At 57.0% G+C, this 24,366-nt stretch carries 23 protein-coding genes; 7 read left to right on the top strand and 16 right to left on the bottom strand.

Going from position 1 to position 24,366, the window contains the following annotated elements:
- Positions 1-15: 15 nt before the first annotated feature.
- The 3 genes from urtA to VPX56_RS11465 all read right to left on the bottom strand — a co-directional run bounded on the left by urtA (position 16) and on the right by VPX56_RS11465 (position 3,162).
- On the bottom strand, positions 16-1,287 hold the full coding sequence (urtA, locus tag VPX56_RS11475; RefSeq protein WP_263609701.1) for an urea ABC transporter substrate-binding protein: 1,272 nt from the start codon (positions 1,285-1,287) through the stop codon (positions 16-18).
- Between the two features lie 201 nt (positions 1,288-1,488).
- Positions 1,489-2,592: a cobalamin-independent methionine synthase II family protein gene (locus VPX56_RS11470; protein WP_263609702.1), complete on the bottom strand. Its 1,104-nt coding sequence runs from the start codon at positions 2,590-2,592 to the stop codon at positions 1,489-1,491.
- A 156-nt stretch (positions 2,593-2,748) separates the two neighbouring features.
- Positions 2,749-3,162, bottom strand: coding sequence for a rhodanese-like domain-containing protein (locus VPX56_RS11465; protein ID WP_326471878.1), 414 nt, complete (start codon positions 3,160-3,162; stop codon positions 2,749-2,751).
- A gap of 73 nt (positions 3,163-3,235) precedes the next feature.
- Between VPX56_RS11465 and ftrA the strand changes: the two genes are divergently transcribed.
- Entirely contained in the window at positions 3,236-4,234 is a 999-nt protein-coding gene (ftrA, locus tag VPX56_RS11460) for a transcriptional regulator FtrA (RefSeq protein ID WP_326471876.1), read from the top strand.
- Positions 4,235-4,379: 145 nt separating this feature from the next.
- Here the strand turns inward: ftrA and VPX56_RS11455 are convergent, their stop codons facing one another.
- The gene (locus VPX56_RS11455) at positions 4,380-4,742 is read right to left on the bottom strand and encodes a hypothetical protein (RefSeq protein ID WP_131632676.1); all 363 of its coding nucleotides are present in this window, start codon (positions 4,740-4,742) and stop codon (positions 4,380-4,382) included.
- A gap of 218 nt (positions 4,743-4,960) precedes the next feature.
- Between VPX56_RS11455 and VPX56_RS11450 the strand changes: the two genes are divergently transcribed.
- Positions 4,961-5,191, top strand: a complete 231-nt coding sequence (locus VPX56_RS11450) for a DUF2554 family protein (RefSeq protein ID WP_131632677.1) — start codon at positions 4,961-4,963, stop codon at positions 5,189-5,191.
- On the opposite strand, the gene VPX56_RS11445 is transcribed toward VPX56_RS11450, so the two are convergent.
- Both VPX56_RS11445 and VPX56_RS11440 read right to left on the bottom strand, forming a co-directional pair.
- Positions 5,192-7,156, bottom strand: coding sequence for a peptidase U32 family protein (locus tag VPX56_RS11445; protein WP_326471872.1), 1,965 nt, complete (start codon positions 7,154-7,156; stop codon positions 5,192-5,194).
- Between the two features lie 80 nt (positions 7,157-7,236).
- Positions 7,237-7,764, bottom strand: a complete 528-nt coding sequence (locus VPX56_RS11440) for a helix-turn-helix domain-containing protein (protein ID WP_263609706.1) — start codon at positions 7,762-7,764, stop codon at positions 7,237-7,239.
- Between the two features lie 92 nt (positions 7,765-7,856).
- On the opposite strand from VPX56_RS11440, the gene VPX56_RS11435 reads away from it, so the two are divergent.
- Entirely contained in the window at positions 7,857-9,023 is a 1,167-nt protein-coding gene (locus tag VPX56_RS11435; protein WP_326471869.1) for a benzoate/H(+) symporter BenE family transporter, read from the top strand.
- Here VPX56_RS11435 and VPX56_RS11430 read toward each other — a convergent pair.
- Entirely contained in the window at positions 9,003-9,875 is an 873-nt protein-coding gene (locus VPX56_RS11430; protein WP_326471867.1) for a helix-turn-helix transcriptional regulator, read from the bottom strand. The two genes, VPX56_RS11435 and VPX56_RS11430, sit on opposite strands and share 21 nt — an antisense overlap.
- Positions 9,876-10,048: 173 nt before the next feature.
- Between VPX56_RS11430 and VPX56_RS11425 the strand changes: the two genes are divergently transcribed.
- Positions 10,049-10,945 (top strand): DMT family transporter, encoded by an 897-nt coding sequence (locus VPX56_RS11425; protein WP_326471865.1) that lies wholly within the window; start codon positions 10,049-10,051, stop codon positions 10,943-10,945.
- A gap of 32 nt (positions 10,946-10,977) precedes the next feature.
- On the opposite strand, the gene VPX56_RS11420 is transcribed toward VPX56_RS11425, so the two are convergent.
- Together VPX56_RS11420 and VPX56_RS11415 are read right to left on the bottom strand one after the other, a co-directional pair.
- The gene (locus tag VPX56_RS11420) at positions 10,978-11,652 is read right to left on the bottom strand and encodes a DUF3313 domain-containing protein (RefSeq protein ID WP_131632683.1); all 675 of its coding nucleotides are present in this window, start codon (positions 11,650-11,652) and stop codon (positions 10,978-10,980) included.
- Between the two features lie 133 nt (positions 11,653-11,785).
- Complete coding sequence (locus VPX56_RS11415) at positions 11,786-13,381, bottom strand: ABC transporter substrate-binding protein (RefSeq protein WP_326471862.1); 1,596 nt, start codon at positions 13,379-13,381, stop codon at positions 11,786-11,788.
- 112 nt (positions 13,382-13,493) lie between these two features.
- Here VPX56_RS11415 and pepT point away from each other — a divergent pair, with 112 nt between their 5' ends.
- Complete coding sequence (gene pepT, locus VPX56_RS11410; protein ID WP_131632685.1) at positions 13,494-14,723, top strand: peptidase T; 1,230 nt, start codon at positions 13,494-13,496, stop codon at positions 14,721-14,723.
- On the opposite strand, the gene tehB is transcribed toward pepT, so the two are convergent.
- Together tehB and tehA are read right to left on the bottom strand one after the other, a co-directional pair.
- Positions 14,720-15,313, bottom strand: a complete 594-nt coding sequence (gene tehB, locus VPX56_RS11405) for a tellurite resistance methyltransferase TehB (protein ID WP_326471859.1) — start codon at positions 15,311-15,313, stop codon at positions 14,720-14,722. The two genes, pepT and tehB, sit on opposite strands and share 4 nt — an antisense overlap.
- On the bottom strand, positions 15,313-16,305 hold the full coding sequence (tehA, locus tag VPX56_RS11400; protein ID WP_131632687.1) for a dicarboxylate transporter/tellurite-resistance protein TehA: 993 nt from the start codon (positions 16,303-16,305) through the stop codon (positions 15,313-15,315). Before tehA ends, tehB begins: the two co-directional genes overlap by 1 nt.
- A 122-nt stretch (positions 16,306-16,427) precedes the next feature.
- On the opposite strand from tehA, the gene ydcK reads away from it, so the two are divergent.
- Positions 16,428-17,408 (top strand): YdcK family protein, encoded by a 981-nt coding sequence (ydcK, locus tag VPX56_RS11395; protein ID WP_263609713.1) that lies wholly within the window; start codon positions 16,428-16,430, stop codon positions 17,406-17,408.
- Here the strand turns inward: ydcK and rimL are convergent.
- The 4 genes from rimL to VPX56_RS11375 all read right to left on the bottom strand — a co-directional run bounded on the left by rimL (position 17,403) and on the right by VPX56_RS11375 (position 21,896).
- Positions 17,403-17,942: a 50S ribosomal protein L7/L12-serine acetyltransferase gene (gene rimL / locus VPX56_RS11390; RefSeq protein WP_326471855.1), complete on the bottom strand. Its 540-nt coding sequence runs from the start codon at positions 17,940-17,942 to the stop codon at positions 17,403-17,405. The genes ydcK and rimL overlap by 6 nt on opposite strands.
- Positions 17,943-18,036: 94 nt before the next feature.
- A complete protein-coding gene (locus tag VPX56_RS11385; RefSeq protein WP_131632690.1) occupies positions 18,037-19,692 on the bottom strand; it encodes a glucan biosynthesis protein D in 1,656 nt (551 codons plus the stop codon).
- Positions 19,693-19,921: 229 nt separating this feature from the next.
- Complete coding sequence (locus tag VPX56_RS11380) at positions 19,922-20,695, bottom strand: ABC transporter substrate-binding protein (protein ID WP_326471852.1); 774 nt, start codon at positions 20,693-20,695, stop codon at positions 19,922-19,924.
- Between the two features lie 31 nt (positions 20,696-20,726).
- On the bottom strand, positions 20,727-21,896 hold the full coding sequence (locus tag VPX56_RS11375) for a pyridoxal phosphate-dependent aminotransferase (RefSeq protein ID WP_326472036.1): 1,170 nt from the start codon (positions 21,894-21,896) through the stop codon (positions 20,727-20,729).
- Positions 21,897-22,011: 115 nt separating this feature from the next.
- Between VPX56_RS11375 and VPX56_RS11370 the strand changes: the two genes are divergently transcribed.
- Positions 22,012-22,854 carry a LysR family transcriptional regulator gene (locus VPX56_RS11370; RefSeq protein ID WP_326471850.1) on the top strand — a complete coding sequence of 281 codons (843 nt, stop codon included), beginning with the start codon at positions 22,012-22,014 and terminating at the stop codon, positions 22,852-22,854.
- Here VPX56_RS11370 and VPX56_RS11365 read toward each other — a convergent pair.
- Entirely contained in the window at positions 22,841-24,346 is a 1,506-nt protein-coding gene (locus tag VPX56_RS11365) for a carboxylesterase/lipase family protein (protein ID WP_326471848.1), read from the bottom strand. The genes VPX56_RS11370 and VPX56_RS11365 overlap by 14 nt on opposite strands.
- Positions 24,347-24,366 lie beyond the last annotated feature (20 nt).

Below are 24,366 nucleotides of genomic sequence, written 5' to 3'. Positions count from 1 at the left end.
CCCTGCGGTGATGGCTTAGTTACTGGCGGTTTTCATCGGCTGGTCAGGCTTTTTGTCATTTCCGGCGATAAACGGGCTCCACGGCTGGGCGCGAACGGGCTCTTCCGTCTGCCAGACCACGTTAAACTGCCCGTTGCCTTCGATTTCACCAATCATGACCGGCTTATGCAGGTGATGGTTGGTGGCATCCATGGTCAGGGTAAAGCCAGACGGTGCCTTGAAGGACTGGCCTGCCATCGCCGCGCGCACCTTATCCACGTCAGTGGTGCCCGCTTTTTCAACCGCCTGCGCCCACATGTGGATGCCAACGTAGGTCGCTTCCATCGGATCGTTGGTCACGACGGTATCGGCATTCGGCAGTTTGTGCGCTTTGGCATAGGCTTTGTAATCCGCCACGAAGGCCTGGTTGGTTGGGTTATCGACGGATTCAAAGTAGTTCCACGCCGCCAGATTCCCTACCAGCGGCCTGGCGTCGATGCCCCGCAGCTCTTCTTCTCCCACGGAGAACGCCACCACCGGCACGTCGGTCGCCTTCAGCCCCTGGTTAGCCAGCTCTTTGTAGAACGGCACGTTGGAGTCGCCGTTGATGGTCGAGACCACCGCCGTTTTTCCACCGGCGGAGAATTTCTTGATATTGGCCACGATGGTCTGGTAGTCGCTGTGACCAAACGGGGTGTAAACCTCTTCGATATCCTTATCCTCTACGCCTTTCGAATGCAGGAAGGCGCGCAGGATCTTATTGGTGGTGCGCGGGTAGACGTAGTCCGTCCCCAGCAGGAAGAAGCGTTTGGCGCTGCCGCCGTCTTCGCTCATCAGGTACTCTACTGCGGGGATCGCCTGCTGGTTCGGCGCCGCGCCGGTATAGAAGACGTTAGGCGACATCTCTTCACCTTCGTACTGCACCGGGTAGAACAGCAGGCCGTTCAGCTCCTCAAACACCGGCAGAACCGATTTACGCGACACCGAGGTCCAGCAGCCAAACACCACGGCGACCTTATCCTGGCTCAAAAGCTGCCGCGCCTTCTCGGCGAACAGCGGCCAGTTTGAGGCCGGGTCGACCACCACCGGCTCCAGCTTTTTACCCAGCACGCCGCCTTTGGCGTTGATTTCATCGATGGTCATCAGCGCGACGTCCTTCAGCGGCGTTTCGGAGATCGCCATCGTGCCGGACAGCGAGTGCATAATCCCCACTTTGATGGTATCGGCAGCCTGCACGCCAAAACTCATTCCCATTGCGGCCACGGAGGCTGACAGTGCAAAAGCTTTTAATAAGGTACGACGGTGCATATTTTCACTCCTGAAAAGAAAGCTGTGCGAAAGCGTCCGATACCGCAGGAACGCGTAAATAAAAGTGCCAGCTTTAGCAGAGCAAAAACGATGCCAGAATGGAGAGCGTGGATTTTCAGGGGGCGATCGGGATAAACGCGCGGGAACGACTCAGAATGGAACAGCGCTGCACTTTTATAATGCAGCGCCTTACTGCAGGGCTTACCAGACTTCGCTGGCGATACGGGTCACCAGGCGAACCTTGTCCCACTGCTGGGCTTCGTTCAGGCTGTTGCCCTCTTCCGTAGACGCAAAGCCGCACTGCGGGCTGAGGCAGATCTGCTCTTTGGCAACGAATTTAGCCGCCTCTGCGAGACGCGCCTTCACTCCTTCAGGATTTTCCAGCTCGCCGTTTTTGGTGGTAATGAGGCCCAGCACCACCTGCTGTTTACCCGGGCGAACGAAACGCAGCGGTGCGAAATCGCCGCTGCGATCGTTATCATATTCCAGGAAGAAGGCATCGACGTTGACCGTGCCAAACAGCACCTCAGCCACCGGCTCATAGCCGCCTTCCGAGATCCACGTCGAGCGGAAGTTGCCGCGACACACGTGCAGTCCGATAGTCAAATCGTCCGGCTTGCCTTCCAGCGCTTTGTTCAGCACGCGGGCATAGATGCGCGCCAGCTCGTCGGCATCGTCACCGCGCTCGCGGATCTGGCGTCGCTGGTCGTCGGAGCACAGGTATGCCCAGACGGTGTCATCCAGCTGCAGATAGCGGCAGCCGGCGTTGTAAAATGCCTGAATCGCATCGCGCCAGGTGGTCGCCAGATCGTCGAAATAATCATTCAGATCCGGATAGACGTTCGCGTCGATATCTTTGCGCCCGCCGCGGAAGTGCAGCACGCTCGGGCTGGGAATGGTCATCTTCGGCTGCGCGGTGCCGCTGATGCTTTTCAGGTAGCGGAAGTCTTCCAGCATAGGGTGGTCACCAAAGCCCAGCTTGCCGGTTACCCGCACGCCGTGGGCTTTGGTCTGCACGCCGTTGAACTGAATACCCTGCTGCGCGTCGTAACGCTCCACGCCCTGGAGGCCGTCGAAGAAGTCGAAGTGCCACCAGGCGCGACGAAACTCGCCGTCGGTCACCACGTGCAGGCCGCAGGCGCACTGCTGCTCGACAACGTGGCGGATCGCCTCATCCTCTACCGCGCGCAGCTGTTTGGCATCAATCTCGCCGCTGGCAAATTTCAGGCGGGCCTGCTTGATGGCGTCCGGGCGTAAAAAGCTGCCTACTACATCGGCGCGGTACGGGGCGTGCTGTCGTTGCATGGAAATCTCCTCTGTCTGTCGGCGATGGTTGCCCACAGTGATAGTTCATTATTTGAATCTTTAGACTTCTGGATGTCTAAATGTCCAAAAAAGATGTCACACCTGCGCGCATCCGACAAACGAGAAAATTTCACGTGTGTTGAAAAAAATTCATGTTTAACCCATTACGGTCGATTCGTCCTGGGCAAATTCAAAGCCTTCATCTTCCCAGCCCGTTATGCCTCCCAGCATAATTTTAACCGGCAGCCCCAGCCGGGCCAGCTTGAGGGCCGCCCGGTCCGCGCCGTTGCAGTGCGGTCCTGCGCAGTAGACAACGAACAGCGTCCCGGCTGGCCATTGCGCCATGCGTTCCGCGTCGATCTGGCTCCAGGGCAAATGCAGGGCGCCGGGCACGTGTCGGCGGGCAAACTGCTCCGCTTTACCCACCACGTGCAGCAAAACAAAGTCCTGCTCATCGTTCACCAGGGCGTGATGCACATCGGCGCAGTCCGTCTCGACGCTCAGGCGACGCAGAAAATGCGCAACGGCTTCCTGCGGCTCTGCAGCCGGAAATTCAGTGATGTAGCTCATGATCCTTCCTCATCTTTAGCGTTTGTGTTAACACTACTCTATCCACAAATTCAGCCAGTGAATGCCTCCGCTCATGCCAGAAAACAGCAAAAAGATGACAAACTTAATACTGCCCCCTCGTCCGCAGGTGGTGGTGCTGGCCTATGACGGTTTGTGCACCTTCGAGTTTGGCGTGGCGGTAGAAATCTTTGGCCTGCCGCGTCCTGAACTGGGCGATGAGTGGTATCGATTTGCCGTTGCGGGGGTTGAAAGCGGTGAGCTAAGGGCCACGGGCGGGGTCCGCATCATGACCGATGGCGATTTAAGCCTGCTTGCAACCGCCGATCTGATCGTCGTACCGGGATGGCGAGGCGTTGACGCCCCCGTTCCGGACGCGCTCTGCGAGGCGCTGCGACGGGCGCATTCCAGGGGGTGTCGGCTAATGTCCATCTGTTCAGGCGTTTTTGTGCTGGCCGCTTCCGGCCTGCTTGACGGTCGCAAGGCCACGACGCACTGGCGTTATATCGACGCGCTTAAAGCCCGTTATCCGGCCATTAGCGTGGTTGAGGATGTGCTGTATCAGGACGAAGGCGACATCCTGACGTCCGCCGGGAGCGCGGCGGGTATAGACCTGTGTTTACACGTCGTTCGTCGGGACTATGGGCGCGAAACCGCCAACAGCGTTGCCCGCCGCCTGGTGATCGCCCCACACCGGGACGGTTCGCAGCCGCAGCAGCTGAGCCGCCCGGTGGCGCACCTGCGCGAGAGCCAGCGTCTGGGGCAGCTGTTTGATTTTCTCCATAACCATCTGGCCATGCCCCACAGCATCGCGTCATTAGCGCGGCGGGTCGGCATGAGCGAACGCACCTTTCTGCGTCGCTTTCAGGAAGCAACAGGCACCACGCCCGCACGCTGGCTGCTCAACGAGCGCTTGCTGCGGGCAAAAGATTTTCTGGAAAGCAGCCGTTTGAGCGTCGACAGCATTGCCGAACAGACCGGATTTGGTCAATCATCAACCTTACGCCACCATTTCCGCCAGCAGTTCGCGCTCTCTCCCGTCCAGTATCGAAAGCAGTTCGTTCGTACAGAATGACGGGCAAAAAAAACCGCCAGTATCTGGCGGTAAATGCTTGCATGGATAGATTTGTATTTTGGTCTCTACGTCCCGACATTTCATGGCGGGCAGCGGATCGGTTACTACCCTAGCATCCAGCGGCTCAACGAAGAGTAAACGAGCGTCAGCCGGCTTTGGTATTGATTTGCAGATAATGCATCAAACCCTGTCCGGCACTCTGTTTTGCATCGTCATTGATGGCTTCAAGATAGAACGAACGGGAGACGGCATACGGAGCGCGATCGGCGGAATAAACCGCATACTGGAAGTTCTTTCCCTTTGCCTGATTAATACAGCCTAATTCCCAGCGCTGTTCGTCAATTTTTGTGCTATTACAGGCAACCTTTCCGTAGTCGCTGGTTAAATAAGAACCTACCCGCGCCTCAGCCGACTGAATAAACTCTGGCTTATCATTCCACGAATAACTGACACACGCTGTTGCTCCCGCGACAATAACCAGCAGCGCAACACCCATTATTTTTTTCATTGAAATAGACCCGTTCCTTAGCCATAAAGTCTCATTATATAGGAATTTTCTTTAAAGGCATGTTTATTACCGTACCAAAAATGGCGGTTAATATATGCCTGTCCGCCTTGCCCGTGACAGAAATTGACATTCTCTTTTCGCTAATTTGAATATTTGAATAATAAACAAACGAAACTATTGGCATATTGAGCGCTGATTTATTGTTCAGTGGTGAGCAGATGTTTAAGAAAGGGTTAACGCTTATTTTGCTGATCTGCGCCCTATTTTCCGGTCAGCTGATGGCGGGAGACAAAGGGCATGAGTATTTATGGGTCAAGAATGTCGATCACCAGCTTCGTCATGAAGCCGACAGTGATGAATTACGCAGCACCGCAGAGGATTCAGCGGAGGGGTTGCGCGAACACCACCTTTGGCAGAAATCGCGCAAACCGGATACTCACTTTCGCTAATTAAGTACCCTTGCGTTTAGGCAAGGTTTTCATAAGGTCTTCGGGACTGACGGATGCCACAATGCTGCCGGGCTGTGGCATTTTGAAAATATGATTTTTCATCTTACCAATTACGTGCATTTCACACGGACGACAGTCGAACTTTAACGTCAGCACTTCGTCACCGTTTACCAGCTGCATCGGCGTGGCTTTCCAGCTCTTAATATTGCCTTTGGCCTGCTTTGGACACAGGTTAAACGCAAAGCGCAGGCAGTGCTTGGTGATCATCACCGGAACGTCGCCCTTTTCCTCGTGCGCTTCATAGGCTGCATCAATCAGCTGCACGCCATGGCGGTGATAAAATTCACGCGCTTTATGGTTATACACGTTCGCCAGGAAAGACAAATGGGTGTCAGGATACACCGGCGCTGGCACCGCTTCAGCCTTGCGGCTGCCGCGCGGGTAGTTTGCCAGACGAGCTTCATCCAGCATCTCTGCCGTTTCGCGGCGGAACTGGTTTAGCAGGCTGTTCGGCACAAACAGCGCGTCCGGCAGATTGACGTCGATATTGCGCGCGTAATAGAGCGTCTGCCCCAGCTTCGCGACGCCGTCTTTCAGGCTGTTAAACGCCTTCTCCGGGTTGTTGGCGACCTCAAACATGCCGTCGAGCGTATGGGTCACGCTGATGCCGTCTTCACAGGTCATGGTCAGAATCAGCTGCTCTTCCCAGCCGCCCAGCTCAATATCCACGGCGATACGGCGCTCGCTGGAGGTTTTCAGGAGCGCCTGCTGCCAGTTATGGTCGAGGTTACGGTTCAGCGCGGCGTTAGGACGCGCTTTGTAGAGATCCGCCGGCATTTCGTTAGGCCACACGCGATAGCGGTTTTCACCGGTTTTTTCTACGGTATTGGCGCGAAAGCCAACCACGTCACGCTTGATCATCACGTTCAGGCCGTCGCCGTTGGCCAGCGGCTCCGTCACTGCAACGTCGAGATGATCTTTCGCTACCTTCAGCACTTCGCCCACCTGCAGGCCGACGAACTTCGGCGAGTCGAACGCGCCGATATCGCCTTTACGGGCATTCACAAAGTAGTCGGTGCTGCCGCGGTGGAAGGTTTTGTCCGTTGACGGAATAAAGAAATGCTCGGTACGACCGGCAGAGGCGCGCGCCAGGTCGCCGCGATCGTCAATAATGGCGTCCAGCATCTGGCGATAGTGCGCCGTGATGTTTTTGACGTAGCTCATGTCCTTATAGCGCCCTTCAATCTTGAAGGAGCGCACGCCCGCGTCAATCAGCGCGCCGAGGTTGGCAGTCTGATCGTTATCCTTCATGGACAGCAGGTGTTTTTCGAAGGCCACAACGCGCCCCTGATCGTCTTTCAGAGTGTACGGCAGGCGGCAGGCCTGAGAGCAGTCGCCGCGGTTGGCGCTGCGGCCGGTCTGCGCGTGGGAAATATTGCACTGGCCGGAATAGGCTACGCACAGCGCGCCGTGGATAAAGAATTCAATCGTCGCGTCTGTCGCCTGGTGAATATCGCGGATCTGGTTCAGGTTAAGCTCGCGCGCCAGCACAATCTGCGAAAAGCCGACGTCGGAAAGAAACTTCGCCTTCTCGACCGTGCGGATATCGCACTGGGTGCTGGCGTGCAGTTCAATCGGCGGGATATCCAGCTCCAGCACGCCCATGTCCTGAACGATCAGGGCATCAACGCCGGTCTGGTAGAGATCGGTAATCAGACGTTGCGCAGGCTCCAGCTCATCATCATGAAGAATGGTGTTCAGGGTCACGAACACCTTCGCGCCAAATCGATGGGCGAACGGCACCAGCTCGGCAATATCGCTCAGGCTATTGCTGGCGTTATGACGGGCACCGAAGCCAGGGCCGCCGATGTAGACGGCATCGGCCCCGTGAAGGATCGCTTCACGGGCAATCGCGGCGTCGCGGGCCGGGCTTAAAAGTTCGAGATGATGGGAGTGCAGGCGCATACTTCGTCGTTATCCGTTATGGTCAAAATGGCGGCTATTGTAGTCAGAAGTATGCGACAGCGAAACAGTTTTGCGAGCCTTTAGCGGGGATAATGGATCAGGGAGTGAAAATGTACCGTCCGGGCAGTGCTGTTGCGGTAGGCGTGCGGTTTATCCCCGGCAAATCGCACGCCGGAATCCGCATAAAGGGTGCGCCACTCGCCGTCGATTTTCATCTCCAGCTCGCCGCTAATCACCACGACGTGTTCAATCACTCCGGCTTCATGAGGCGTGGATTCGCTCAGGGTGCCGGGGGCCAGCGCGATCGAGAAGTGATCGAACTTCAGCGCCTCATCCCACGGGAATAACGGTTTAACGACCATCGCCTGCTGTTGCGGATCGAAAACCGGCTGCCGGTCCGCCTCCGGGGTGATAAATGCGGAAAACGGCACGTTCAGCCCGGTGGCGATTTTCCACAGCGTCGACACCGTCGGGCTGGATTCATTGCGCTCAATTTGCCCCAGCATCGCTTTAGAAACGCCCGTCTCTTCCGCCAGCTTTGACAGGCTCCACCCGCGCGCCTGGCGCAGCATTTTTAGCGTGGTAGCAAGATGTTGTGTAATGTCCATGTTCCCTCCAGGTGCCGATAAGCATACCACTTGTACGCTATAGCGCACAGTGTTACCTTATCGCGGACGTTATAACGCACAACGGAGTTTTCATGCGCCCTTCCTCTCCTCTTTTTCCTGCCATCCTTGCCGGTTTCGTTGCCGTACTGGTGGGATATGCCAGCTCTGCCGCCCTCATCTGGCAGGCCGCCGCCGCCGCGGGGGCAAACCCGCAGCAGATCGCCGGGTGGATGACGGCGCTCGGCATTGGCATGGGCGCGAGCACGCTTGCCCTTTCCTGGTGGTATAAAGCCCCGGTCCTCACCGCATGGTCGACGCCAGGCGCGGCGCTGCTGGCCACCAGCCTGCAGGGGGTATCGCTTGCTGAAACCATCGGCATCTTTATCTTTGCCAATGCACTGATTCTGCTCTGCGGCGTCACCGGCGTATTCGCGCGCCTGATGAGGCTCATCCCGCACTCGCTGGCCGCCGCCATGCTGGCAGGCGTGCTGCTGCGGTTCGGGCTGCAGGCGTTCAGCAATCTCGACGGGCATCTGATGCTGTGCGGCAGCATGATCGCGGCGTGGCTGATGGCAAAAGCGCTGGCGCCCCGTTACGCCATCGTCGCCACGCTGCTGGTGGGTATTATTGTCGCATGGGCTGGAGGTGACGTTGTCACGAAAGAGCTGACGCTATCCGTGGTGATGCCTGAATTTATTGCCCCGACATTCTCCTTCACCAGCCTGGTGAGCATCGGCTTGCCCTTCTTCCTGGTCACCATGGCTTCGCAAAACGCGCCTGGATTCGCTACCATGAAGGCCTCGGGTTATCCGCTGGCCGTATCCCCTCTGATGATTTTTACCGGCGGGCTGGCCCTGCTGCTGTCGCCCTTTGGCGTGTACTCCATCTGCATCGCCGCCATCACCGCGGCGATTTGCCAAAGCCCGGACGCGCACCCGGATGCGGGAAAACGCTGGCTGGCCGCGATAGCCGCGGGTACATTTTACCTGCTGGCGGGGATCTTCGGCGGCTCCATAAGCGGGCTGATGGCCGCGCTTCCGCTTAGCTGGGTCCAGACGCTGGCGGGGCTCGCGCTGCTGGGCACCATAAGCGGCAGTTTATACCAGGCTCTGAATAACGATGTGGAGCGTGACGCGGCTATTGTCACCTTTTTGATGACCGCCAGCGGGGCGACGATCGTCGGAATTGGCTCTGCTTTCTGGGGGCTGGTGCTGGGGGGCGTCTGCTACGCCGTCTTTTCACGCGTTCGCCGCGCGTAGCTGCGAAGGCGTCATGCCCGTCACGCTGCGGAAGCGGTTGCTGAAATGGCTCGCTGAGTTGAATCCGCAGGCAAGCGCAATTTCGGTGAGCGGCATGGCGGTGTGTAGTACCAGCGCTTTCGCCTTCTCCATTCGCCGCTGCATGACGTACTGATGGGGCGCCAGCCCCATCGACTGGCGAAACATCCTCGCAAAATGGTACTCGCTCAGCGCCGCCTGCGCAGCCAGGTCGGCTAGCGTCAGCGGCTGAGAAAGGCTCTCTTCAATAAACTCAAGCACGTTTCTCAGCGTGAACGGCGACAGGCCGCCGGTCACAACCGGCAGCTTCCACTGCACGCTGGAATAGTTCTGCAGCAGATGCGTCATAAGCAGCGTGGACGCGGTGCTCAGCGTGAGCTGGTTGGCCTTTTGCTGCCAGTCGCAGCCGAGCAGAAACTGACGATAGAGCGCGGTGATTTTCGGATCGCTGCCGAAGATTTTTTCATCCAGCGTCAGCGACAGCGGCCGCTTGTCCCAAATTTTCTCGCCCACGTCGCGCAGGTGTTCGTCGGTACAGTAGAGGTGCACAAACGACAGATCGTCCCGAATATCCCAGGTCGACTCGCTCTCTTTCGGCATCAGGCAAAAACGGTCCGGGCCGCCGCCGTTTTTCCAGCCGCCCGGCGTTTTTTGATAGCTCTCATAGCCGTCCGCAACGTACAGGCTCAGCGTATGGTGGTCACTCTTAACGGTGATCGTATCGTGCTTGTTGTACCACGCCGCCAGCTGAATACCGGAATTCAGCGCAACGGTTTCCCGCAGCACGGCATTCTGTTGGCGAAGCGTTTCAAAGGTATCGTAAGCGCGAGACATAACCGTGTTCACGTGAATAATGGAAACGTCAGTCTAAGAAGTGTTGCTGCAGGTTGCCAGACCTGTCGCGAGAAAAAAGCGCAAGATTTTGCAAGTCAGCCGCAAACCGGTGAAAGCCGCACGCGAGCGCTCTCGCCACAATAAGGTTTCCGCGCTTTGAGAAGAGAGAAACAATGAACGCAATACTGTATGGGCTGGTGGTGGTGATATGGGGAACGACGTGGATTGCTATTTTCCTGCAGCAGGGCCCCGTCGCCGCGCCTGTCTCGATATTCTGGCGCTTCGCCGTGGCCAGCGCCACGATGATGATAGTCTTGGTTGCCCTGCGCCGTTTACGCAATATGGCCCTGCGGGATCACCTCTTCTGTATGCTCCAGGGGTGCTGCGTGTTCTGCTTCAACTTCTGGTGTTTTTATACTGCCGCGGCCCATATCAATACCGGGCTGGAGTCGGTAATCTTCTCTATGGCGGTACTTTACAACGCCATCAATAGCTTCATCTTCTTTGGTCAACGTCCCCCCGCCCGCTTCTGGACGGCTGCCGCGCTGGGTCTGATCGGCATTATCACCCTCTTCTGGGACGATCTGCTGGCAAGCGGCTGGAGTGCATCGCTGCTCACCGGCATTGGCCTGTCCGCGCTGGGTACGTACGGATTCTCGCTGGGCAACATGATCAGCATGCGCCATCAGCGCAAGGGGCTGGAAACCATGACCACCAACGCCTGGGCAATGCTTTACGGCACCCTGGTCATGGGCTGCATTGCGTTATTCCGTGGGGATAGCTTCATTCCTGAATGGACGGTGAGCTATATGGGCGCGCTGCTGTATCTCGCCATCTTTGGCTCGGTCATCGCCTTTGGGGCGTACTTCACGCTGGTAGGCCGTATTGGCCCGGGGAAAGCAGCCTATAGCACTCTGCTGTTCCCGCTGGTGGCCCTATCGATTTCAACGTTCTATGAAGGCTACGTCTGGCACATGAATGGAATTGTCGGATTGCTGCTGATTCTGGGCGGGAATATGGTGATGTTCACGAAACCCGAAACCTGGTTCAGCCGACTGAGAACGGCATAAAAAAATGGCCTGCACCTCGCAGGCCATTTTTCTTATTTTGCGGTTTTATGCACGTCAAACATGGTGGCGTCCGTCGCCATGTCATCCACAACCTGTTTCAGCGTAGCAAAACCCATCGGCGTATTTTCATTCGCCAGCTCTTTACCTTCGCCTTTGCGAACGACCTTCATCACAGGCTTGTTGGTCGCGGCATCGATCAGCTCGCCCTCGAAGAAGAGATGCGTATCCATCGTGCGGTGGCCGGTTGCCATCTGCGTACCTGCGACAACCAGCGCAACAGGAACCACTTCATAGAACTGCAGACCTTCTTTCTGCGAACTCACGCCGGTAATGGCACCACGGAAAATCAGGCTGTGTTTGCCCGGGGTAGTCACAATCGGCTTGCGCTGGCCAATGGCCGTTTTCATTTTGGTGTTGGTGTAGTTCAACAGCTCATCCAGCGTCTTTTGACCAATCTGAGTGGTCGGTTTAGGCGCTGGATAATAGGTGATCGGCGTCCAGATAATACTGTCGTAGTTCGCTTCGTTATACGAAGGATCAACCCAACGCAGCGTCGGTTTACCGGTCGCCGACGTCGTTTGCTGCAAGCCAGAATAATCTTTTAAAAAGCCTGAATATTGTTCGGGAGCTGCCACTTTTGATGCACAGCCAGCCAACGCCAACAGGCCAGAAAGCACTGCAACTTTAAAAAAAGTGTGAGTACGCATGATGGTATTCCATGTTATCTGCAAGTATGCATTTGAAGTTATAGCAAAAGTGAGGGGTATTTGTTGTGGCAAAAAATGATGCGGAGAGCACAAATTGCAAAAAGACTGCCCGGACGGAACCGGGCAGTGAAAATTACTCTTTAATGTCCACCTGCCAGAAGAGATGTTTGCCAAACGGGTCTATTTCGTAGCCTGTTACCTCTTTGCGCACCGGCTCAAAAATGGTGGAGTGGGCAATCATGACCGCAGGCATTTGGTCGTGCATCATCTGCTGCGCCTCTTTGTATAACGCCTCGCGTTTTTGGCGATCGGTTATCGATTTTGCCTCAGCGATAATCTTGTCAAACGGCTTGTAGCACCACTTCGCCGAGTTCGAGCCACCGTTCGCCGAGGTACAGGTAAACAGCGGACCAAAGAAGTTATCCGGATCGCCCGTGGCCGTCGTCCAGCCCATCAGCGCCGCCTGATGTTCACCGCCCTTCACGCGCTTAAGGTATTCGCCCCACTCGTAGGTGACAATGTTGGTTTTCACCCCAACTTTTGCCCAGTCTGCCTGGATCATCTCGGCCATGCGTTTAGCATTCGGATTGTATGGACGCTGCACCGGCATCGCCCATAAATCGATGCTCACGCCGTTGGCAAAACCGGCCTCTTTCAATAGCGCTTTGGCCTTATCAGGATCGTAGTCGTAGTCCTTTAGCTCGCCGTCGGCGCTCCAGACGCCAGGCGGCAGCAGGTTTTTTGCTGCGGTTCCCGTTCCGTGGAACACGGCGTCAATGATGGCCGGTTTGTTGATGGCGATAGCCAGGGCCTGGCGGACCTTGACGTTGTCCAGCGGGGGTTTTTGGGTGTTGAACGCCAGGAACCCGGTATTCAGCCCCGCCTTGCTCATCAGGTTGATATCTTTGTTCGCCTTCATGCGCGGTAAATCTGCCGGATTCGGGAACGGCATTACCTGGCACTCGTTCTTTTCAACTTTGGCAAAGCGCACGGAAGCGTCCGGCGTGATGGTAAAGACCAGCCGATCCAGCTTCGATTTACCCTGCCAGTATTCCGGGAAGGCGGTGAACAAAATGCGGGAGTCTTTCTGGTACTGCGCCAGCCTGAACGGCCCGGTGCCGATAGGGTCCATATCGACCTTCTCCGGCGTACCGGCCTTAAGCATTGCGTCGGCATATTCAGCGGAGAGGATAGACGCAAAATACCACGCCAGATCGGCAACAAACGGCGCTTCAGGATGCGCCAGCGTAAAGCGCACGGTATGGTCATCGACTTTATCAATCGCCGTTATCAGGCTACCAAACTCCAGGCTTTCAAAGTTGGAGTAGCTGCCGCTGGAGACGTTATGGTACGGATGATTCACATCCTTCTGGCGCATAAACGAAAAAATCACGTCGTCAGCGTTAAGGTCGCGCGTCGGCTTAAAGGATTTATTGCTGTGGAATTTCACTCCCTTGCGCAGATGGAAAGTATAAACCTTCCCGTTGTCGCTCACCTCCCAGCTTTCCGCCAGGCTCGGCACCAGCTCGGTAGTGCCTGGCTTAAAATCGACCAGCCGGTTATAGACCGGTACCGCGCTGGCGTCCACGCTGGTACCCGAGGTATATAGCTGAGGATTGAAGTTCTCCGGCGATCCCTCGGAGCAATACACCAGCGTTTTCGCCGCGACGGTGGAACTGACCGTCAATGCTGCGAGCGCCAGAGCTAACGTTGTGAGTTTGCTTTTCATCTTTTTATTCCTGTCTTTTTTATTCGACGGCTAATTAATTCTTTTGCCATTTCATAAATAACATTAAAGTGAGATTGCAAACACCTGAAAAATAAATAAAGAAGGAATCACTATGGGCACCGCACTTTCCAGACAATTAACGCACCGCTTCTTTCGCTATCTCGCCATCACCAGCCAGAGCGACCCGAAGGTGAAAACCCTGCCCTCAACGCAGGGCCAGCACGAGATGGCGCGCGAGCTGGCGCAGGAGCTGCAGCAGCTGGGCTTAGCGGATATCGTGATCGACGAATTTGCCACGGTCACAGCGGTGAAGAAAGGCAATGTCTCGGGTGCGCCGCGCATCGGCTTTATTACCCATATCGATACCGTGGACGTCGGGTTATCACCGGATATTCATCCGCAAATATTAACGTTCCGGGGTGAAGATCTCTGTTTAAATAAAGAGAAAGACATCTGGCTTCGCGTCAAAGAACATCCCGAAATTCTGGCTTACCCCGGCGAAGAGATTATTTTCAGCGACGGAACCAGCGTATTAGGCGCAGATAATAAATCCGCGGTGACGGTAGTGATGACGGTGCTGGAAAACCTGACGGCAGAGCATCAGCATGGTGATATCGTGGTCGCCTTCGTCCCGGACGAAGAGATCGGCCTGAACGGCGCGAAGGCGTTAGATCTCAAACGCTTCGACGTCGACTTCGCATGGACAATCGACTGCTGCGAGCTGGGCGAGATCGTTTACGAAAACTTCAACGCTGCGGCCGCTGAAATCCGCTTCACCGGCGTGACCGCGCACCCGATGTCGGCCAAGGGCGTGCTGGTGAATCCCCTGCTGATGGCGACCGACTTCATCAGCCATTTCGATCGTCAGCAAACGCCGGAGTGCACCGAGGGGCGCGAAGGCTACATCTGGTTTAACGGCATTCAGGCCGGGCAAAACGAGGCGGTGCTGAAGGCCAACATTCGCGATTTTGACCAGGCAAACTTTGCCGCCCGCAAGCAGCAGATCGCCGATGTGGCGGCGCTCATTGCGGCTTCGCATCCTACCGCCGCCGTGGAATATCACATCGAAGATACCTACAGCAACATCAGCAATGCGATCGGTGACGATCGTCGGGCCATCGACCTGATGTTTGAGGCGATGGAATCACTCGGGATCGTTCCAAAACCAACCCCAATGCGCGGCGGCACCGACGGTGCAGCCTTGTCTGCCAAAGGGCTGCTCACCCCGAACTTCTTCACCGGAGCCCATAACTTCCACTCGAAGTTTGAGTTTTTACCGCTGTCGTCGTTCGAGGCGTCTTATCGCACGGCCCTGCAGATCTGCCTGCTGGCCGCCCGTTAAGCGGGCTTGCGTGCCAGCATAGTGGCAAAGCGCAGCTTGATGCGGTTGCCGTTTGCATCGGTGCGGTGCAGTTCACCGACCTCTTCGTTGTACTTGAGCAACTCCCAGCCTTCGTAGTAGTTGCTCAGTTCACCGGTTTTAAACGCGAACGGGAAGCCAACGGTGCAGGGATAATCGGCCGTATCCATGGCGGCGACGATCAGGTTGTAACCCCCGGGTTGAGTGCAACGCTGCATATTGGCGATGAGGCCAGGGATGGTTTTCGCTTCGAGGAACATCATCACCACGGTGGAGAGAATAAAATCATACTCGCCGTCAAAGCTGAGGCTGTTCAGATCCTTAATCGCCGTTTGCAGATTGACGATCCCCTCCTCAGCCTTGATGCGCTCGATGTTATCGATGCTCATCGGATTTTTGTCCCACGCCGTGACGTCAAAACCGTTTGCCGCGAGGTAAAGGCTGTTGCGGCCATTGCCGCACCCGAGGTCGAGCGTTTTTCCGGGCTTAACGATCTCCGCGCTGTAAAGCACCTCTGAGTGCGTACGGGTCAGGCCATATTTTTCGGTAAAGTAATCAGCATCAACGATCATTATTTTTCCTCAGATTGCATAAGCAATGCCTTATCAGCGCGAACCAGAAGTTTGCCCTGCATCAGCAAGATAAATGTACGAACCAACAGCAGCGCAATGATGATGTTGGTAAAAATAAACAGCGGGACGGCAAGCGCATGAAAAAATCCCGACGGGCTGCTGTGTCCCAGATGTAGCCCGGTGGTCGCCAGCGCCGACACGCCGAATGAGAAGCTCCAGAACGAGGCGTTAAAGGGCTGGGATAAGTACCACGGCATCAGGCGCAGCATAAACAGCAGCTGAAGCAGACCGTAGCCAAACAGCATTTTAGCGAACGTGTCGGCCTCACCGCCGTTGACGCTCAGCCAGGCGCTGCAGGCCACCAGCGCGGGGGCGAGCTGAATGCCGAGCGACGTGCGCAGCGGTGCGGGCAGTTCACCTGCGCTGCGCAGGCGCTGCAAAATCACCGGCTCCAGGCTCAGCCAGGAGAAAACGCCCGCCCCGAGAAACACCAGCCCCGCATCGTTGAACCCCAGGGCGCCGCAGGCCATGGCGCTGATAAAGTTATTCGCCACCGTCGGCAGATACAGCCCCGGCGTCGTGGCGTCCTCGGGGTGCTTGCCCCGCCACAGCCCGGCGCTTTGCCAGGCGGCATAGCTGAGCTGTATCACCACGCCGATGCCAAACAATGCCAGCGAAACCGGACGACACCACGGGACAAAGCCAATCGCCACCAGCATCGTGGTGGCCGGAAACAGGCTAACAAAGCTGCTCATTACCGGGTGGCGCATCTCTGCCAGCACGCTGCGCGGAAAACGGATCGCACGCGCGGCAAACGCCAGCGTCAGCAAAAACCAGATCGCGACAGCAAGCGCGACCAGAATCTCTCCCGGCCAGCGCGTTACGGGCCAGAGGGTATTAGCATAGCGCCAGGCGAAGCCCATACCGATGGTCCCCAGCACCATCCCAAAATAACCCGCAGGCAGGTTTAGGACCTGTTGCTTTTTATTCATTTCATTGAAATTTTAAAATGTATTTTAAATGCTATTTTAGGGCGTTTGCGCGGTCGATGCCAGCACTTCGACTCGCGAAAAGTTTGCTACGTTTAGTAAAGACGCAATTCAGAGATAACCCCATGAAAAAATATCGCCTCAGCGATGAAACCCGCCTCTGGCAGTGGCAGGACGGCGACGCGAAGCACAGCGCAACGCTACGGCAAATTATCGCCACCGCAGATTTCAACGACGTCACCGCCGGCAGCAAAGGCGGCTGGATAGAGGATGAAAGCGCGCTGGCCCAGGAGGGCCACTGCTGGATCTACGACGAAAACAGCGTGGTTTTCGCCGGCGCGACGGTCAGCGGTAACGCCCGCCTGACGCAGCCTTGCGTTGTCAGCCATCGGGCGCGTATCGGCGGTAACTGCTGGCTGGACGGCGCCGAGGTCAGCCATGACGCCGTGATAGGTGACAACGTCACCATCCAGCGTTCTGCCGTGCGCGGCGAATGCCATATCTCTGGCGATGCCCGCGTGATGCATAACAGCATGGTGATTGCCGCCAAAGGATTAACGCCCGATCGCGAGCAGATCCTCAGAATTTACGACCGGGCCACGGTAAGCGAGTCGCGCATTGTGCATCAGGCGCAAATCTATGGCGATGCCCTGCTGCAGTACGCCTTTGTTGAGCACCGCGCGGAAGTGTTCGACAGCGCGATCCTTGAAGGCAATGAGGTGAACAACGTCTGGGTGTGTGACTGCGCCAAAGTGTACGGCAATGCCCGCCTGATTGCGGGCCTGGATGACGACGCCATTCCTACCGTGCGCTACAGCTCGCAGGTGGCGGAGAACGCCGTTGTGGAGGGCAACTGCGTCATCAAGCATCACGTCCTGATTGGCGGGCAGGCATGGCTACGCGGCGGGCCGATTCTGATTGACGATAAAGTGGTTATACAGGGGCGCGCGCGCATCATTGGCGATGTGCTGATTGAGCACCGGGTGGAGATTGCCGACGATGCGGTCATCGAAGCCTTTGCGGGCGAGAGCATTCACCTGCGGGGAGAAAAAGTGATAAACGGCGAACAGCGCATCACGCGTACGCCGCTTCTGGGTGCGCTATAGCGGGAATAGCCTCCCGTAGAGGTTCACATCGTCATAGCGTCCGTTAAGGTACTCGGCCTCGCGCAGGCATCCTTCGAGGGTAAAACCGTTGCGCAGCGCAACGCTGTTGCTGCTGTGGTTATCAACCCGACACTTGATCACAAACCGGCGAACGGTCCCAAGCGCAACGTAATGGCGCATAAACGCCTGCAGCGCCTGCGACATCGTTCCCTTTCCCTGATGCCCTTCATCCAGCCAGTAGCCGATATAGCCCGTTTTGTTCGCGGGCTCAATGGCGTTGAAGGACAGCACGCCTGCCATCACATCACCATGAAAAATCAAAAACATTTTGGCGTAGCCGCGCTGGTGCAGCATGTGGTTGCTCTGCACGTTGCGGCGGGTATCCTCTTCGCTCCCAACGTGCTGCGCCCAGTCAAAGGCAGTTTGCAGCCGGGCCTTATTTTTGACAACCAGGTTATGCAGCTCCGCGGTATAGCGCTCGTCGACGGCGCGAAGTTCAATGTGTTGCGAAACGGGGATGATTTCTGACGTCATACGGCCTCTCATAGCCCGGTGGCGCTAACGCTTACCGGGCCTACGGTGTCGAAAAGTAGGCCGGGTCAGGCGAAGCCGCCCCCCGGCACAAGGACTAGCGCATTACCCGGTCGTCAACGTAGTTACGTTTATCCGGCGCCGGCGGGAAGTACTGATATAGCCAGGTCTCGCTGATGGCATCCCCCTGACAGCGCAGGAACAGGCGCATATCTACCGGCTCCGTTGAATCCGAGGTTGGATACCAGTCGAACAGAATACGATACCCGTCAAACGGCTCGACGTAGAGGATCTCAACCTGCTTCGCTTCCCCGCTGGAGAGCGTAATCACCGGTTCAATCCCCTTCGGCGCAGCCGCTTTCAAATCCCCACCCACAAAGTCAATAGCGAAACGGCGCGCCCACACCTTCGGGTAGTGCTCGCCCGGCGCCCAGCCTTCCGGGAATCCGCCCATGCCGGTACGGGTCGCAAAGACGTTCGCCAGTGGAGAACGCACCGGAGGCTGCGCGCTCCAGTAAAGACGGTATTTGAAGTTCAGCTCATCGCCCGCCTGCACCGGCTTTTCTGGCTGCCAGAAGCAGACGACGTTATCCAGCGTTTCGCCCGTCGTTGGGATCTCCATCAGCCCAACGGAACCTTTCCCCCAGCTGTTGCGCGGCTCAACCCACAGGCTTGGGCGCTTGTTGTACCAGCCCATGATGTCCTGATAGTGGGAAAAATCGCGGTCAAGCTGCAGCAGACCAAAGCCTTTTGGATTTTTATCCATAAAGGCGTTGAACTGCAGCTTCTGAGGGTTATTCAGCGGACGACAGATCCACTCGCCGTTACCGCGCCACATTGCCAGACGGTCAGAGTCGTGGATTTGCGGATGAATGGTGTCGCACATGCGGCGCTCGTTGTTGCCGCAGCTGAACATGCTGGTCATCGGCGCAATGCCCAGCTGCTTAATGTCCTTGCGCGCGTAGAGGCGGTTTTCTACCTCCATGATCACCTGGCTCTTCTCGCAGTGGATCACGAACTTATAGGCGCCCGTGATGCTTGGGCTATCCAGCAGCGTATAGACGGTAAAGGTGGTATCGCCAGGCTTAACGGTTTCAAACCAGAACGCGGTGAAGTCGGGGAACTCCTCCGGCGTATCGGTAAAGGTATCTACCGCCAGCCCGCGAGCGGAAAGCCCGTACTGATAGGTATCATCGACCGCGCGGAAGTAGCTTGCGCCGAGGAAGGAGACGATATCGCGACGCGCCAGCTCAGGCGCTTTAAAGGCGCGGAAGCCCGCAAAGCCGAGATCGCTTTGCCCTTCCAGCTGTTTCGTATCTACGCCCGTCTCGCCATAGCTGAACAGCTCCGGGCGGAAGTGGATCTCGCGGGCCTGGGAGGTGGTCTGGTCCAGCGAGAACATTCGAACGCGGCGGCGGAACCCCATTCCCATATGGAAGAACTGCACGTCAAGCTGACGGCCTTCTATGTTGTTCCACAGCGACTGCTTTTCGTCGTAGCGAATGGCGTTGTAGGCCTGCGGCGTCATGGTGGCCAGCGTATCTGGCAGCGGGCGCGGCGCGCCACCCCACGGGGTTTTTGCCAGGTCATGCGCCATGGATTGCAGTACGGAAAAATCAAAGCGACGGCTCTGACCGTCTGCAATGTCTGAGTCAGCAGCGTATGCCGCCTGCGAAAACAGTGAAGCAAGGCCAGATGTGCCGCTCAGGGCAGCCATTGCCAGGGAGCCTTTTAAAAAACGTCTGCGATTCATGCCTGGAAAAACGTCCTTATGGTCGTGTGAATGTATTTCGCACGTGGCGAAACGACGGCAAGAAAGAACGCACAGCCTAAACAAAAACGGTTAAGAATCCAATTGTTGGCGGGTGATTATCTGAGCAAAGTGAGAAATATTTTCTGTCGACCGGAACGGCCTGAAAGTGATGTAAAGAAAGGTATAAAAAATCCCGGCTGGACATCGACAGCCGGGACAAACGAGGCGGTTATTTTACGCTGACATCGATACCCGGGAAGTACTTATCAGCGAGTTTAGCGATCGTGCCATCGGCACGTACTTTATCAATTGCGGCATCAAGCTGCTTTTTGGTGGCCTCATCCCCCTTACGCAACCCGAAGCCGATACCACTGCCCAGGATAGTGTCGTCAGACACCGGTTTGCCGATGAAACCAAACCCCTTACCCTGCGGCTTGCTCAGGAAACCTGCCTGTCCGGCCGCGGACATCACCAGCGAGGCGTCGATGCGGCCATTCAGCAGGTCAGCCCAGGCCATATTCTGATCTTTATACGACACCACGGTGACACCGTGCTTTTCCCAGTGCTCTTTGGCATAGGTTTCCTGAATAGATCCCTGCAGCACGCCGATGGTTTTACCCTTCAGCCCTTCCCCAGAGGTGTCTACCGCCGTCCCGGCTTTGCCCACGAGCTGAGAGGGAATGCGATAGATTGGCTGGGTAAAATCAATGCTCTTACGACGCTGTTCGGTGATATTCATCGCCGAGTTTATGGCGTCGAATTTCTTTGCCACCAGGCCCGGGATCAGGGCGTCAAACGAGGTTTCAACCCAGGTGCACTTTAGCGCTGCCGCTTTGCAGATAGCGTTGCCCAGCTCAACGTCGAACCCTTCCAGCTCGCCAGACGCATTACGGCTTTCGAACGGCGGATATTCCGCCTCAAGACCGTAACGCAATTCGGACGCCGCGAACGACGAAAACGTACACAGCAATCCCATGCCGATCATTAACGCGCGTAATTTCATCTCATACTCCTCAGAGCCTAATGGGATAGGCTCAGCGTGGTTGAACCCGACACAGGGCCTGAGCACCTGCCCGTAACGTCGCCTCATCTTTCGCGAAAGAGAGACGAATCAATTTATTGTCCGTGCCGTCAGCATAAAACGCCGACAGCGGAATGGTGGCAACACCGCACTCAACGATCAGCCGTTTCACCATCTCGCTGTCGCGCTCGTCGCTGAAACGGCTGTAATCCGCCAGCAGGAAGAACGAACCGGCGCTCGGCAGCAGCTTAAACGGTGATTCGGCCAGCAAACTTTGCAGCAGATCGCGCTTGCGCTGATAGAACGCGGAGAGCGAAAGCCAGGTCTGCGGGTCCGTCATGTGTTCGGCAAAGGCGTGCTGCATGGGAGTATCGGCAGAAAACATCAGAAATTGATGCACCTTGCAAATCTCGTCCATCAGCACCGCTGGCGCAACACAGTAACCCACGCGCCAGCCGGTGACGTGATAGGTTTTTCCGAAAGATGAAATAATGACGCTTCGCTCCGCCAGCTGCGGGTGCGTGGCCATACCGTGGTGCGGTTCGCCGTCAAAGACCACGTGCTCGTACACTTCGTCAGACAAAATTATGATGTCGGTATGGCGCGTCAGCGCCGCAAGCTGCTGCAGATCGTCCGCGTAAAAGACCTGCCCGCTCGGATTATGCGGCGTATTGACGATGATCATGCGCGTTCGGGGCGTAATCGCCGCGCGGACCTCCTCCCAGTCAACGGCAAAATCCGGCACGGTCAGCTTGATGGCGACCGGGGTCGCGCCCTGCAGGCGCACGATGGGCGCATAGCTATCAAATGACGGCTCGAAGTAGATCACCTCGTCGCCGGGGTGAACCAGCCCGCTGATGGCTGAATAGAGTCCTTCGCTGGCGCTGGCGGTCACCAGCACCTCGCAGCCGGGGTCGTACCGGGTGCCGTAAAGCGTGGCAATCTTCTCGGCAATGCGCTCCTTCAGGGACTGCAGGCCGGTCATCGACGCGTACTGGTTGTGCCCCGCTTCCATCGCGCGGGTCACGCCGGCGACCAGCTTCGGATCGCAGGAAAAATTCGGCGCGCCCTGAGAAAGGTTGATGGCGTTATGCTGGGCGGAAAGCTGTCCGATAACGGTGAATATGGTCGTGCCCACGTCAGGCAATTTCGAGCGTGTCTGCACCGGCGTTTGTAAAGTCATCATCTGTCCCTTCTCATGAATATTGCATAACTATTCAAACAATAAGTGAGTTGTCGGGACAATCGAATTGTTGTCATAATAGCCATGACAAAAATGCATAGCTGAGGTGTTTGATATGTCGCGCCGTTCTCTTCCGCTCAATGCCATCGACGCATTTTTAATTACCGCGCGGCATCTGAACCTCACCCACGCCGCCAGAGAGCTGTGCCTGACGCAGGGCGCAGTAAGCCGGAAAATTGCCGCTCTGGAAGAATGGTTTGGCTTTCCGCTGTTTGAGCGCCACGCGCGCGGCCTGCGCCTCTCTTCTCAGGGAAGCGCCCTGCTGCCGGAGCTGCAGTCCGCCTTTGAGCATCTGCTGAACGTCGCCGATCGGGCCCGTTCTCAGCAAACCGTCATCCGCCTGAAGGCCCCCACCTGCGCCATGCGCTGGCTGGTGCCGCGCCTTCTCGACGTCGAGCGCGAGCAGCCGGAGCTGCAAATTGCGTTAACGACCACAACCGATCACAACGTCAACTTCAAAACCGAATCTTACGACGCGGCGATTGTTTTCGGCACCCATATGAGCGCGGGCGATCTCCTGTTTGAAGAAGCATTAACGCCGGTGCTGAGCCCGCTGCGGGCAGGATCAACGCCGGAGCAGCTTACTTTCCTCCACCCGACGCGGGATAAGACCGACTGGTCGCTGTGGCTGGCGAAGCAGGATGGCCCGACGTTTGCCATGCGCAAAAATCAACACTTCGACACCATGGACTTAGCCATTACCGCGGCGATCCAGGGGTTAGGCATCGCCATCGTCGACGAAACGCTGGTGAAAGAGGATATCCGCGCCGGGCGCCTGACGCGCCCCTTCCGGACGAGCATTAAAACCGGGGCAAGCTACAGGCTGGTATTTCGCGAATCGCCAGGCGCAGAGAATGGCCTGGCCGCGTTCCGTTCCTGTCTGCTTAATCAAGGCTAACGTGATGCTTCATCACGCGCTTAAACAGGCTCATCCGCGCGCGCATAAAGCGGTTTTCAAGCCTGAATCCTGCATGTTTATTCACGCCGATGCGCAACAGCACATCCCTGCCTTTGCGGCAGGCCGGCCAGTGCGTCGGGCCGGGTAAGCTGTCCCGACGTCCTGCCTCGCGCGCGAAGCTCACCCAATAGTCCGCGACGCGGGCAGAAAACTGCAGGTCACGTTCGGTCACGTAATGCCGAGAAGGTTCAACCTGGCCGAGGGTATCAAACGCGTACGGCACCTCATTTCCGTGCCAGGCGCCGTTAGCGTATGTGTCATGTTCCGCTTCTGCCACGTAGTCAAACCAGTAGCGCCAGCAAGGCGCGCCCGCGCGCTGCTGCGCCTGCATCACCACGTATCCCATCGTCGTAAAGGCCATATCACGGCACACCTGCCTGCCCAGCTCCTCATCCCCCTTCACGCCCGGATAAAGCAGCCTGATCAGCCCCAGGCCAAAACGTCGTTCGCGGCGAAGCTTCTGGATTTGCCCGGCAAGATCGATGCCGAATACCGCCATCACGCTGGCCTCGTCGCTGTTTGAGCCAATCATTACCGGAACGGGATGCTGGCGCGCGGCAAAAAACACGTCGAGCATCGCCTCCGGCAGAACACAATCACCGACAATGGGCGCAGGGGCAACGTTCAGCGGTGCCGTCAGGGACCAGAACGCATCAGGAGGAATGGCGCGCAGCTGTTCGGCACTGGCGTTTTCCAGCCCAAAGTGCGCGGCCAGGGCTTCCCCTTTTATCAGCGCCTGCTGGCGCGGGGTATCCGGCAGGGTGTAGCCACTTTGCACTATTGCCTTATGGAAAAGCCCCTTCGCTAAAGGTGACGCCAGAAGTGACAATACGCTCCGCGCGCCTGCGGATTCGCCAAACAGCGTAATGCTGTCAGGGTCGCCGCCAAAAGCGGCAATATTGTCCCTTACCCATTCCAGGGCAGCGATCTGATCGAGCAGTGCAAAGTTATGCACCACGCGGTCTTCCTCACCCTCCAGCGCGGGATGGGCAAAGAAGCCAAGATGACCGAGGCGATAGTTGAGCGTAACAACAACCACGTCGCGTTGTGCGAGGGCTTTACCGTTGTACGGAGGCAATCCACCCGCACCGAGGGTAAAGCCCCCGCCGTGCAGCCAAACCATAACAGGAAGCGGCGCGGCGCGTTGCGCGGGTGACCAAACGTTGAGATACAGACAATCTTCAGAGAACTGGCCGGGATCGCCACCGCCAAGCTCCTTGCAGTACTCGCTGCTTTGCCAGCTGGACGGCGAAAAGGCTGTCGCCGGGCGCACGCCTTCCCAGCGTTCGGGCGGCCGTGGAGAACGCCAGCGCCAGTCGCCCACCGGCGGTGCGGCATAGGGAATACCGCACCACACGTTAATATCGCCATCGGTAAAACCAGTCAATGCGCCCTGGCGCGTTTCAACCACAGGGGCGGAGGGATTTTGCATAACTACCTTCTTTTTCCATC

It is taken from the genome of Enterobacter wuhouensis, assembly GCF_035835995.1.
In the GTDB taxonomy this organism is placed as follows: domain Bacteria; phylum Pseudomonadota; class Gammaproteobacteria; order Enterobacterales; family Enterobacteriaceae; genus Enterobacter; species Enterobacter wuhouensis.
The sequence above is the reverse complement of the archived record's forward strand: the minus strand, read 5'-3'. Positions and strand labels throughout refer to the sequence as shown.